The organism is Pantoea eucrina (assembly GCF_002095385.1).
Classification (GTDB): Bacteria; Pseudomonadota; Gammaproteobacteria; order Enterobacterales; family Enterobacteriaceae; genus Pantoea; species Pantoea eucrina.
Window position 1 is genome coordinate 123,266 of record NZ_MIPP01000001.1, and the last position, 12,609, is coordinate 135,874.

A 12,609-nucleotide genomic window follows, 5' to 3' on the forward strand; every position below is an offset into this window, starting at 1 on the left:
TACATACCCCGCAGACGTCTTTTTATATGAACTTCAGTTTGCGGCTACAGGCGCTGTTAGCAACATACCGCTACTCTCCGGATACCCCATCCGCCTCCCACAGCAGAAAGCCACAAACCTGATCCGGATCAAAAAAGCCGCTTTTTCTCTTTGCCGCGCTGCGCTTTTAAGAATCTGTTAAGAACCCGCCGTATAATAAGCGCTTTACTCTACCTTCAGGATGAAACCATGAAAAAAACTGCGATTGCACTGATTACACTGGCAGCAGCGCTCTCTGCCACCGCCGCGCAGGCTGCCGGCGGCTGTCAGCAGAAACAGCAGTCGATCCAGCAGGAGCTGGAGATGGCGCGCGAATATGGCAATAAAGCGCGCATTAACGGGCTGGAAAAAGCGCTGCGTGAAAATCAGCAGCACTGCACCGATGCGGGCCTGCTGCAGGAGCGTCAGGAGAAAGTGGCGGAGAAGCAGCAGAAAGTGGCCGAGCGCGAAGCGGATTTGCAAAAAGCGCAGGCCAGCGGCCGCCGCGATAAGATTGAAAAACAGCAGCGCAAACTCACTGAGGCGCGTGAAGAGCTGGCTGACGCGCAGGCGGAACTGAGCCGCTAAGCGCTGAGCGGCAGAGGTGCGTGCGCCTCTGCCGCTGTAAAAATTCACTTCTCCTGCCTGCAAAAAATCCTCACACTGCTGCTTTATTCTGATGGAAAACATGGCATGAAGATACGGTTGCTGCTGGCGCTCCCTCTGCTTAACGCCCTGATGTTACCGGCGATAGCTGAAGAGGGCGTCTCGTTTGCTCACAAAGAGTGGGAGCTGGCGTGCGATAACACGCTGACCTGTCGTGCGGCAGGCTACAGCGCGGAAGAGGGCGCGGGGGGATCGGTGCTGCTGACGCGGGCGGGCGGGCCGGATACGGCGACGCATGGCCGGGTGGTGCTGGCGGATACCGGCGATGATGACTCAAAGCAGGTCGATACGCTGACGCTCTGGATCGACGATCGCCCGCTGGGTGAACTGGCAAAGGCTGATAACGATGAGTGGACGCTGACCGATGCGCAGACCCGGTCGATTATCACTGCCATTAAAGGCAGCGGCAGCGTGGAGTTCCGTGGCGGTGCCGAGCCGTTTGATCTCTCTGCCAACGGCGCTTTTGCCGTGCTGCTGAAAATGGATGAGGCGCAGGGGCGCATCGGCACGCCGGGTGCGCTGGTGCGTAAAGGCAGCAAGCCGGAAAGCAGCGTGCCGCCCGCCGTACCCATGCCGGTGATTATCCAGGCCAGAACCGTTGAGGCAAAGCCGCGTCCGCTGACGCCGCAGGAGCTGGCGCGGATCAAGCCGGCGCTTATCGCTACGCTGACGGATGATGACAGCTGCGATAATCTCGCACCGGCAGACGATCAGCCGGAAGAGGGCGCAGAGCCGCCGACGCTGACCGCTGTGGATGCGGACCACGTGCTGATCGCCGCCCTCTGCTGGCGCGGCGCCTATAACGAAGGGTATGGCTACTGGCTGATGGATAGCGCGCTGCAGGGGTCACCGCAGTTGATCACTGACTCCGGCTCCGATTATCACGCCGGAGCGATCAGCGAAGCGCAGAAAGGCCGCGGCATTGGCGACTGCTGGAGTACCGCCGCATGGGTCTGGGATGGCCGCAGTTTTGTACAGAGTAGCGATGCTACCACCGGCATGTGCCGCGCCATCCGCGCCGGCGGCGCCTGGCAGTTGCCGGTATTAGTCAGCGACGTCAGACCCGCTCCCTGATTGCAGAACGCACGGTACCAGGGCGCCATAAATGGCGCCCCTGTGGCGGCGTTTGTAGGGAGCAGGTGCGCGATGTGGCCAGGGCGCCATGAATGGCGCCCCTACGGATACCAATGTAGGGGGCGCATTTATGCGACCCGAGATAAAATGGAGCGCGATACCCGTAGGGGCCGCATTAATGCGGCCCGGGGTGGATTGAGCGCGATACCCGCAGGGGTCGCATTTATGCGACCCGGGTTGGATTAGGCGCGGTGTGGCCAGGGCGCCATGAATGGCGCCCCTGGGGATATTGCTGTAGGGGCCGCATTAATGCGGCCCGGGGGCATGTGCCGGATGTGGCCAGGGCGCCATGAATGGCGCCCCTACGGGTATTATTGTAGGGGCCGCATTAATGCGGCCCAGGGTCAGGTGCGCGGTGTGGCCAGGGCGCCATAAATGGCGCCCCTACGGTGGCATTTGTAGGGGCCGCATTTATGCGACCCCAACGCAGGTTATTTATTCAGGCAGCACTGCTTATATTTTTTGCCGCTGCCGCACGGGCAGGGATCGTTGCGTCCGGTTTTGTCACCGGCAAAGAACGGCAGCTGTGGCTCGGGATCGGGCTGCGCCATGCGCTCGGCCTGCCAGTATTCGTGCAGTTCCAGCGCCGCCGGGCGGATCGCCTCCATGCTCGCTTCGAACGCGTCCGGATCGAGCGCCTCGCGCGCTTCGCGCTGCTCTTCGCTGCCGTGCAGGGCAATCGCCTGCAGCTGCGGCTGCAGCGATTCAGGCAGCTGTGACCAGTCGGCGTCCAGCGCGACGCCGCGCATATAGCCGTAACACCAGTCTTCGACCACGGTAAACTCCTGGCCCTCCATCTCCTGCAGGCCAAACAGCGGGTCAAACTGCTCCGGAAAATCGGCCAGACGCTCAGCAATATCATTCAGGTGCTGAAAGGTCAGGGTCATAAAGCGATCCATCTCGCGCTCATTAGCCCATTTAGGGATATGCTTCTGGCCGCCCCACATCGCCACCAGCCACTCGCTGGGTTCAATATCATTCGGGCCGGAGAGCAGGGCGGTCAGCATCCCATCCAGCTCGGCCGTATCTACCACGGAGTGCGCATTGCCATACTTCTCCAGCATATCATCCAGCCAGTTCAGCTCTTTTTCCGTTAACGGCCCCTGATTCATCAGTTCTCTCCTGCACGTAATATTCTGTACGGGCCAGGCCCGCATCTCATGGCGCGATTATAGCGGCATTATCACGATTATTTGCAATTTTAGCGCGCCTGAATCGGGCCAGGCTGAGGTATGCTGTGGCATGACGCGACGAGCGCCGCACGGCAGCGGGAACCATTGGCCCGGTGCGCTTGTCAGTAAATGGACATCAGACTATTAATCAGAGTGGGAATCACCAATGCGCAGGACACACGTAACCCTTTTATCTGCCGGCCTGTTTCTGGGCGCGCTCAGCCTGACGCCAGCTGCACTGGCAGCGGATGAGCAGACCAATAGCGTGCCGATGCCGCCTCAGGTAGAGCAGCCGGATGTGCAGGCCCCTGACGCCGCGCCGGTGCCAGACGCCGATGCGCCAGCCGCTCAGGCACCTGCTGCATCAGGCGACGACGCGCCGGTTCGCCCGTCTAACAACGGCACCGGCGAGCAGCCTTCCGCCGCCAACAACTACAATCTGCACACCATCATTATCGACTACAAAGAGCACAAGGTCGGCGATGTGGTACCGGAAGAGTATCGCAAAAAAGAGTACACCATCACTGACTGGCAGGCGCGTCATCTGCCCGCTCCGCAGGCTGGTGCACACTGGGCTTACATCAACGCCAACTATATTCAGATCACCGATGACAGCGGCAAAATCGTTATGGGCAAATCGGGCGACATCTTCTTTAAAGGATAACGCCAGCAGGCGGGCCACCGGGTCCGCCTGTTTTATTTCAGAGGCAGAAAAGATGGCCCCGACCGTTAATGAGTTTGGCCAGCCGACGGGGAGTGCGTTGCCTGACTGGCAGCCGCGTCCGCGTCCGGAGCGCGTCACGCTTCAGGGGCGTTACTGCCGCCTTGAGCCGCTGGATGCGTCACGCCACGCGTCCGATCTCAGCGCCGCGCATGCGCACGCCGCGGACGATAGCAGCTGGACCTGGCTGCCCGTGGAGCGTCCGGCATCGCAGCGTGAGTGGCTGACGTTCGCCGCCGCCTGCCAGCACAATCCCGATTACCTGCATTTTGCCGTGATCGATCTGCAGCGCGGGCAGGCGGTGGGTACGCTCGCGCTGATGCGTATCGAGCCGCAGCACGGCGTAATGGAAGTGGGATATGTGGTGTTTTCACCGCTGCTGCAGCGTACCCGCATGGCCACTGAGGCGCACTTTCTGCTGATGGCGTATGCGTTTGACCAGCTCGGCTATCGCCGCTACGAATGGAAATGCGACAGCTGCAATCAGCCTTCGCGCCAGGCGGCGCTGCGGCTCGGTTTTCAGCCCGAAGGCGTGTTCCGTCAGGCAATGGTGTATAAAGGCCGCAGCCGCGATACCTGCTGGTTCTCTGTTATCGATGGCGACTGGCCGGTATTAAAGCTCGCCTTTGAGCGCTGGCTGGCGCCGGATAATTTCAGCGCCGATGGTGCGCAGCGGGAGCGGCTGGAGACGCTGCGCCCGCGCGACTGAGCCCGCTCTCAGGGGCGTGGCACGATGCGGATCTCCGCCATGCCAATGCCGAGCTTGCGCGGCGCCTGACCCACAATATTGTCCTGATTCGACAGCTGCGGCGCCGGTGGCACAATCACCAGATTATGGCTGCCGTCGCGATTGCTGAAGTGCAGCGTGGTGGTGGAGAAGCTATCGTCCAGCCGCAGGACCTGCTCCTCGCTGCCTACGCGTACCGGAATCGGCTGCTGCGCATTGGCACCAAACGCGCGCGCGGTGATCACCAGATCGAACCGCGACGGCAGCGGTTCGGCATACTCAATATTCACCTCCGGAGCCAGATTGGCATTGGACCAGCGCCCCCAGCTCTCCGGGCGCGAGATGCCGCTAAAGCGCCGGATGCTGTGCGGAGCGCCCGGCACGTTCAGCACAAAGCTGTCGGCATCGTAGCGAATGTCATTATCCTCAATGCGGATCTGCTGCTGATTGAGCCGCCAGGTTTCCGGGCTGACGCGCAGCGGCGGAAAGTGCGTTTTGCCGTGCCAGAGCGGCTGATCGATACGCACTACGCTGGGCTGGCCGCCCATCTGGCCCATCGCCAGGCAGAGATCGGTGGAGAGCGCCAGCTCCGGCTTCCAGAGTCGCGCCATTTTGAAGCAGCGGTCGGCCCAGACAAATTTGTCGTTCGCGGCAAAATCGGCCAGCTGATAGCGCAGCGGCGCGGCATACTCTCCCTCCGGCAGCGGTTCAACCTGCTTATTGCCCAGCCGGAACAGGATCGGCAGGCGGAACGTGGCGCCGGAGAAGGTAAAGGTATTCTTCTGCTGGTCGATGGTGAACTCTTTCATGCTGGCCGGAAAATTCCACAGCTGCACAATATCAGCTTTCCAGCTGCTGACCTTTTTCGCCATGTCGTCAAACTGCGTGGAGAGCGACGGCGTAGAGAGTGAACTGCGGCCAAGTCCCAGCGCCTTGTCACCGCCGAGGATCTCAAGCACCGTGGCGCCGTTATCCAGCGTGCTGCGTGGCGCATCGCGCACCTCCGCCTGCGGCCGATCGCCGCGAATGACTATAAAGAGATCGCGGCGCGGCAGCTTCGTCAGATAGGGGTGGGCGGTATTGTTCATCGCCAGATGATCGGAGCTGACGACAATAACGGTGTTTTTAAACCACGGCGAAGCTTTAATACGCTCAATCAGCCGCGCCACGTGCTCCTGTGAACAGGCGACGGCGCTGAATGACTGGTTCATTTTGCCCTCATACTGATAGCTTTTATGCTGGCAGCTGCGGGAGATAAAGCCATCAGGATGATGGGTATCCACCGTCAGGGTAAACAGGGCAAAGCGTTTGTTCTGCTGCGACAGTTCAGCATACTTCTCAAACACCTCGTCCAGCACGGTGTCGTCGTAAAAGCCCCAGTTGTTGCGGTAGTCGGGATCGGCCACGCGGCTTTTCAGCTCCTGCGCGCCATAGAGATTCGATGCGGCGAAGCCGTGCGAAAGCAGAAAAGTATCTTTGCCGGCAAAGCGCAGATCGGCGCCCTGAATAAACCAGTTCTCATAGCCGCTGTTTTTGAGAATATCGCCGAGGCAGAGACTCTGCGGATAGAAGCTTGAGAGCGCGGCTGAGGCGTTACCGTCAAAAGGCGCAAACAGCGGGATACCGCACTGTGAGGCGACCATGCCGGCAATGGTATAGTCGGTGCCGGGCAGCTGCGCGGTATTGCTAAAATCCAGGCTCTGCGCCTGCTCGCGGCTCAGCTCCGGCGCCAGGTCGGGAAAAGCCTGCTGATTTAAATAGGTGCGCTCCAGGCTCTCGCCGTAGATATAGACCAGGTTGAGCGCGGGCTGTTCAATACGGTTCTGCGGCGTGATGTACCAGGTGGCGAAATCGGAGTCGCCCGCGTGCGCGTGCGACGCAATCAGATCTTTAACCTGACGAAACGCCGGCGTGGTCTGCACCGAGCCGGCGGCGCAGGCGATCGCCAGCAGGCTCCAGCCGAGATGATGCGGACGTTTATGGCGGCGCAAAATCCATGAAAGAAAGCAGAACAGCAGAAACAGCACAATAATCAGCCCGATAGCGGGCACCACATATTTACTGACGCCGGCGCCGGTCAGGCTGTTGGTCAGCGTGTAGATCACCGCATCATTGATGCCGTCACCGGTAAAATAGTTGCTGGCGAACAGCGTTGCATTCAGCACAATAAACAGCGTCAGCAGCAGCAGCATCAGGCTGAACCAGAACGTATTGCGTCCGGCTTTAGAGGCGTAAATGATGATGGCGGTCAGAAACAGCACGATTGAAAGCAATGCCAACGGCAAATCCTCACGATAGATGAATAGCGCGGCGCCAGCGGCCGCGCGCCCTCTTCAGGGGGTTTGCGTCAATCTATATTGGCTGTCACCGGGCTGCAACCTGTCCGGCGGGATTTGTGCGGTACATTCGGAATCGTGCCGCCAGGCGGGATGATAAGCGCGGCGGCGGTAGCGTATCGGGCAGACTGTGGCTTATAACGCACCGGTAAGATACTGCGCTTCACCGTGCGCAAAGCTCCAGTCACCTTTGCTGTTGGTGATAAAACTTATCATCAGATCGTGGCCCTGCACGCCGCAGCTTTCACGCAGCTCGCGCGCCAGCTCTGCCATAAAACAGCTTTTTTGCGCCTCACTGCGCGGGCTGGTGTAGACCCGCACCATCACCAGATTATCCGTGCGCGAAAAGCCCAGTCCGGTATCCTGGAAAACCATCTGATACGCTTTGTTTTCATGAACAATCTGATAGCGGTCGCGCTCAGGCACGCCGAACGCAGTCAGGACGGCGCGATGGGCGGCATCCAGTAACGTACGAACTTCAGCCTCGGAGCGGCCCTGAATCAGATCGAAAGTGAGTAATGGCATTGGTAAACCCTCGCAGTAGTGGCGTAAAAGTCGCATAAGTGAGGCTTATGCTGCCCGCTGCGTGCGCAAAGAAAAAGCGACTGCGATAAAATGATTGTTCACTATTTTGAACAATGGCGGGTAAGTCGATGAAAACCGAAGCGCTCTGGACACATCTTTACTGGCTGACGGTACTGGCGGAGCAGGGCAGTTTTACCCGCGCCGCTGAGCGGCTGGATGTCAGTAAAGCGGCAGTGAGTCAGAAAATTAAAGAGCTGGAAGCGCTGACCGGGGTTGCTCTGGTTCAGCGCACCACGCGCAGCGTGCGACTGACGTCAGCCGGTGAGCAGCTGGCTGGCGAGCTGCGTGAACCCTTTACCCGGATAGCGGAAAGCGTGTATCGCGTGCGTGATGAAGCGGGGCCGGTACGCGGACAGGTACGCATCAGCGCGCCGGTGGCGTTTGCCCGGCAGCAGCTGGTGCCGATTATCGGCGATTTTCTGCGGGAATATCCGCAGGTGCGCCTGCAGCTGGATGTGACTGACCGCCTGGTGTCACTCGGCGGGGAAGGGTTTGATCTCGCTATCCGCCACAGTCAGTCGCTGCCGGAAACGCACGTCGCGCTGCCTCTGTGCGCCACGCGCGCGCTGCTGGTGGCTTCGCCCGCCTATCTGGCACAGCACGGCGTGCCGCAGACTCCGGACGCGCTGCTTCAGCATAACTGCCTGTGGTATCCGCGCGGTCCCGATGCGCCGCAGTGGCGCTTTCAGTCGCATCAGGGCGGCGAAATGCTGACGGTAAAAATTCAGGGAAATTTCGCCACCAATAACAGCGAGTCGATTCGGGACGCCGCGCTGCAGGGAGCAGGCATTGCCATGCTGCCCGATTTCAGCGCCCGCGCAGCGCTGGAAAGCGGCGCGCTGCAGCCGGTGCTCTCATCGTGGCAGGCGGTCGACGCCTTTGCCGACCGCCTCTGGGTGGTGCGCCCTTACGCGGCACAGGTGCCGCGTGCGGTGACGACCTTCATTCACTGGCTACGCGCTCGCTTTGTTAACGGGTGAGGGCAGCGCCACGCTGAGCGGTGCAGCAGGCTGCATCATTGCGCCCAGCAGGCTGCTGCGGTTGTAGTTTCCCAGACGCAGGTTAAAGTCGAGATGCAGCTGTGCGTGACCATCCAGCTTAATAACCGGCGGCGGCGTATGCGGGCGCTGATGAAACAGAATGGCATGCGTAAAGGCGTCGCTTTTCCAGTTGTTCAGGCGCTGATAGTAAAAGGCGCTGGCTTCGCATTTACGCAGAAAGAGATTAACGCGGCGATATTCGCGCATGGCCGCCTGCTGCGCCAGCGCACCCGGCTGCTGTGCCGGTTCAGCGATTCTCTGCGTCAGCAGCGAAAAGTCATCACGCTTTCGCATTTCGTTAAAGAAGCTCTGCTCACCCTGATGCTTGATGGGCGCATACTGCTTCTGCCATTCGCGAATAAAAGGATTATTTGGCGCAGCAGCAAGAAACCAGGTCTCAATAACAGGCGCGAGATAATTCAGCGTTGAGCGTTCGCAATAATAGCCGATCACATCCATCGGGCGTTCCTGATGAGCGCTATGTACCCAGCTCAGATCTTCAAACAGCAGCGCAGCGCAGTCGATAGCGATGCCGCCGTAGCGTAATAGCAGCTCAAGCCTGATCACTTCGCTTTTCTGCTGCGCCGTTAATTGTGCTGAGGTAAATATAAAATCGGGCAGGACTTCTTTCACAGAATATTTATTTAACAGGTGAACGCTGTGGTCAGGATTATCGCGGCGTATTTTAGCAATATTCGCCTGTAACGATTTTGGTAAATATTCTGTATCCCAGTACAGCCATACTTTTTTCGGGATCTCTGGCAACGTCTTCTCACCAGAAAGTAACACGATATTGTCCTCTTCGCTGGGATCATACTCCGGCGCGCAGAGCGCATTATGCTGTTTTTTCTGCAGTAATGACTGACCGGTAAACGCTATTCTTTTCCAGTTGTGCCAGAGCGCGCGCGCCGGCTGAAGACGTTTTTTTGACATGATGCACCTGATTATTGTGATTATGGGCAAGGAGTCCCTGATGCTGGCGCCTTAGGCGCTCTTATGTTTCCTTACGGGGGCTGTGTGTAAAAGTATTACAATGAGCTTAATAAAACATTCTTCGCGATTGCGCTAATCCTTTTTTTCTCTTTCAGATAAAGCGGAAAATGAAGCTGCCGTTAACAATAAAAATTTAACAAAATAACAGCGTGACGAATTTCACAGTTTATTTTTTCCCGCCAGGATTAATCCTAAGATCGTTCTCTGCGTACAGCCTGAAGTGCGGGAATGTGAAAATTGTGGTGAGAAATGAACGTTTATCCCTGCTGGATTTTAGTCTGGTATCAGAGCGAAATTTACCTTCGTCATACAGCTTAGCTACGCTTTAGTCAGGCATTCTGTTTAAGGAGTGATTATGCAGTCATCTGCCCGCGGTCTGATAGCCGTTGATAAACAGGGGAACCGGGTGCTGTTTCTGCATCCGGAAAGCTTTGCCGTTGAGCAGGAGCTGAATGCGTTTCCGCCGCGCCCGCACGAGCTGCTGATGCTGCCCGCACTGGAAAAAGCCTATGTCCCGCTCTATGGCAGCGGCGTGCACGGCGCTAATCCTTATCCCGGGCATAAAGTCGCTGTTATCGATCTGCGTCAGCGCCGGATCAGCGGCTTTATCGACCTTACGCCACTGCAGTCGCCGCACAGCGGACAGCTGGGGCGTGACGGCAAAGTCTATCTCTGCTGTGAAAACAGCGCGGCGGTTGCGGTCATCGATCCGCATACCGATCGCGTAGAGAAAACCATACCGCTGCCTTCGCATAACGCGCACCGGCTGACGCTCTCCCCCAGCGGACGCAAGCTGTTTACGGAAAATGAAGAGGACGCCAGCATCACAGTAATCGATTTATGTGAGGCAGAAGGCCGCGTCATTGATAACATTCTGCTGCCTGGTCCGATAGCCGGTATTGCTGCCTCGCCCAGACATCCTTATCTGGTCGCCAGCGCCGCCGACGCACCGCTGCTTTATGTGATCGATCGGCAGAGCCACCGGGTCCGGCAGCGTATTACGCTGGCCGGCCACCAGCAGCCCTGCCAGGTTGTGCGGTTCAGTGCCAGTGGCGAACGGCTGGTTGCGATTGGGCATGATGAATCACTGATTACGCTGTTTGACGATCTGCTTAATCCCTCAGGTACTCTGCGCGTAGGGTGCCGGCCAGGGGATGGCTGTTTCAGTGAGGATAACCGCACGCTGCTTATCGCGAATGAAGGCGATGGGTCGTTAAGCGTTATCGATCTGGCGCAGCGAAAGGTGATAGCCACACCGCAGGCGGGCACAGGCTGTGAGGCGTTAAGTTATTTTACGCTGAGCTGAGGCAGCCGCTGTCATTTCATTGTCATCTGCAGGTGGCATAAAGGCGGCGCGTCAGCAGGCACTGCGCAGCTATTGATAAATTACTGATACCCGTTGCTGCGTTTTAATACGGCTTTTGCTTAATTAAAACGCATGCAATTACCTGAATTCTCGTATTTTTTTGGTATTAATCAGGGTGGATAGTCAAAATAATCTAACTAATTTTCGTTTTGCCGCTTGATTTATCTACGCGCGTAGATAGACTGTCTCCCCAGTGATAACTCACGGTGCCAGACGCGGCTACGGCCCTGAAATGAACATGTTACATTTGCTGTGCTAATACGATCGGTGAATTAAACACCGGCGAAACGCAGCAGAGAGATGAATTCCAACACCAGGGAATTCCTTACTGATCTTTCAGGATTTGCCTGTCGAACGTCGTCACCGGGACGTTCTGCTTGCTTAAGCAAGGGAACAGACCCATGGAAGGGCGTTTACTGTTTTCACTTCACTAAGAGAAAGGGTTATGACGGAACATCATCCCACTGCACAGCACTCACCTCACCTCACCGCAGCTGATGAACGGCTGCAAACTCCCGCTGGCCGCAAAGATTTCTGGCGCGCAACCTTCTCCTGCTGGCTCGGTACGGCAATGGAGTATGCCGACTTTGCGCTGTATGGCCTGGCGGCAGGTATCATCTTTGGCGACATCTTTTTTCCGGAAGCGACACCCGCTATGGCGCTGCTCTCAAGCTTTGCCACCTGGTCAGTCGGCTTTATCGCCCGCCCGATAGGCGCGCTGCTGTTTGGCTGGATTGGCGATCGCAAAGGGCGCAAAGTCGTGATGATCAGTACGATTATCCTGATGGGCGCCTCAACCACGCTGATTGGCCTGATCCCGTCTTATGCAACAATTGGACTCTGGGCACCTGCCTGTCTGGTACTGCTGCGTTTTACGCAGGGACTGGGAGCGGGGGCGGAGCTCTCTGGCGGCACCGTTATGCTGGGCGAGTATGCCCCGGTTGAACGACGCGGCCTGGTCTCTTCCGTAATCGCGCTGGGCTCAAACAGCGGCACGCTGATCGCCTCTCTGGTCTGGCTGGCGGTGATCCAGATGGATAAAGAGAGTCTGCTGGCCTGGGGCTGGCGTATTCCTTTTCTGAGCAGCGTCCTGATCGCCGTCGTGGCGCTGTGGATCCGCCGCCATCTGCGCGAAACGCCGGTGTTTGAGCGTCAGCAGGCTGAACTGCAGGCGCAGCGCAGCGAGACGCTCTCCCGGGCGCACATTGAAACTGACAGCCGCAGCGTCTGGCAGCGTACGCGGGCGTTCTGGACCATGGTGGGTCTGCGCATCGGTGAAAATGGTCCTTCATATCTGGCTCAGGGCTTTATTGTCGGTTACGTAGCAAAAGTGCTGATGCTGGATAAGTCGGTACCGACCACGGCGGTGTTTATCGCCTCGCTGCTGGGCTTCCTGATTATTCCGTTTGCGGGCTGGCTCTCCGATCGTTTTGGTCGCCGCATTACCTATCGTGGTTTCTGCCTGCTGCTGATGATCTATGCGTGGCCCGCCTTCAGCCTGATGGATAGCCGCGATCCGACAATTATTATTGCTGTCATCGTTACAGGAATGGCGCTCGCTTCGCTGGGGATATTTGGTGTACAGGCGGCCTGGGGCGTCGAGATGTTTGGCGTGAAGCATCGCTATACCAAAATGGCAGTGGCAAAAGAGCTGGGGTCGATTCTTTCTGGCGGCACTGCGCCGCTGGTCGCGGCAGCGCTGCTCTCATGGACCGGCCACTGGTGGCCAATCGCCGTTTACTTTAGCGCGATGGCCACTATCGGATTTCTGACGACGTTTGTCGCACCGGAAACGCGCGGTCGCGACCTTAATCTGCCGGAGGATGCCATCTGACGCGCAGCTGCAGGCAG

General features: G+C 58.1%; 11 protein-coding genes. 7 read left to right on the top strand and 4 right to left on the bottom strand.

Translation table 11 applies throughout. From position 1 onward, the window contains the following. Positions 1–228 precede the first annotated feature (228 nt). Together HA43_RS00595 and HA43_RS00600 are read left to right on the top strand one after the other, a co-directional pair. Complete coding sequence (locus tag HA43_RS00595; protein WP_094110693.1) at positions 229–606, top strand: DUF1090 domain-containing protein; 378 nt, start codon at positions 229–231, stop codon at positions 604–606. A gap of 105 nt (positions 607–711) precedes the next feature. After that, on the top strand, positions 712–1,758 hold the full coding sequence (locus HA43_RS00600) for a DUF1176 domain-containing protein (RefSeq protein ID WP_094110694.1): 1,047 nt from the start codon (positions 712–714) through the stop codon (positions 1,756–1,758). Between the two features lie 491 nt (positions 1,759–2,249). On the opposite strand, the gene HA43_RS00605 is transcribed toward HA43_RS00600, so the two are convergent. Further along, positions 2,250–2,930, bottom strand: a complete 681-nt coding sequence (locus HA43_RS00605; protein ID WP_094110695.1) for a YecA/YgfB family protein — start codon at positions 2,928–2,930, stop codon at positions 2,250–2,252. Positions 2,931–3,156: 226 nt separating this feature from the next. Here HA43_RS00605 and HA43_RS00610 point away from each other — a divergent pair, with 226 nt between their 5' ends. Both HA43_RS00610 and HA43_RS00615 read left to right on the top strand, forming a co-directional pair. Next, on the top strand, positions 3,157–3,654 hold the full coding sequence (locus HA43_RS00610; RefSeq protein ID WP_071669113.1) for an RcnB family protein: 498 nt from the start codon (positions 3,157–3,159) through the stop codon (positions 3,652–3,654). Positions 3,655–3,706: 52 nt separating this feature from the next. Further along, positions 3,707–4,420: a GNAT family N-acetyltransferase gene (locus tag HA43_RS00615; RefSeq protein ID WP_094110696.1), complete on the top strand. Its 714-nt coding sequence runs from the start codon at positions 3,707–3,709 to the stop codon at positions 4,418–4,420. Positions 4,421–4,428: 8 nt separating this feature from the next. Here HA43_RS00615 and opgB read toward each other — a convergent pair whose 3' ends face one another. Together opgB and HA43_RS00625 are read right to left on the bottom strand one after the other, a co-directional pair. Beyond that, on the bottom strand, positions 4,429–6,717 hold the full coding sequence (gene opgB / locus HA43_RS00620; RefSeq protein ID WP_420874578.1) for a phosphatidylglycerol--membrane-oligosaccharide glycerophosphotransferase: 2,289 nt from the start codon (positions 6,715–6,717) through the stop codon (positions 4,429–4,431). A 192-nt stretch (positions 6,718–6,909) separates the two neighbouring features. Then, positions 6,910–7,299, bottom strand: a complete 390-nt coding sequence (locus tag HA43_RS00625) for a tautomerase family protein (RefSeq protein WP_071669111.1) — start codon at positions 7,297–7,299, stop codon at positions 6,910–6,912. A 128-nt stretch (positions 7,300–7,427) separates the two neighbouring features. Between HA43_RS00625 and HA43_RS00630 the strand changes: the two genes are divergently transcribed. Continuing rightward, the gene (locus HA43_RS00630; protein ID WP_128083758.1) at positions 7,428–8,339 is read left to right on the top strand and encodes a LysR family transcriptional regulator; all 912 of its coding nucleotides are present in this window, start codon (positions 7,428–7,430) and stop codon (positions 8,337–8,339) included. Here HA43_RS00630 and HA43_RS00635 read toward each other — a convergent pair. Next, a complete protein-coding gene (locus HA43_RS00635) occupies positions 8,313–9,332 on the bottom strand; it encodes a glycosyltransferase family 32 protein (RefSeq protein ID WP_071669110.1) in 1,020 nt (339 codons plus the stop codon). The two genes, HA43_RS00630 and HA43_RS00635, sit on opposite strands and share 27 nt — an antisense overlap. A 415-nt stretch (positions 9,333–9,747) precedes the next feature. On the opposite strand from HA43_RS00635, the gene HA43_RS00640 reads away from it, so the two are divergent. Next, positions 9,748–10,698 (top strand): beta-propeller fold lactonase family protein, encoded by a 951-nt coding sequence (locus HA43_RS00640; RefSeq protein ID WP_094110699.1) that lies wholly within the window; start codon positions 9,748–9,750, stop codon positions 10,696–10,698. A gap of 505 nt (positions 10,699–11,203) precedes the next feature. After that, a complete protein-coding gene (locus HA43_RS00645) occupies positions 11,204–12,592 on the top strand; it encodes an MFS transporter (protein ID WP_094110700.1) in 1,389 nt (462 codons plus the stop codon). Positions 12,593–12,609 lie beyond the last annotated feature (17 nt).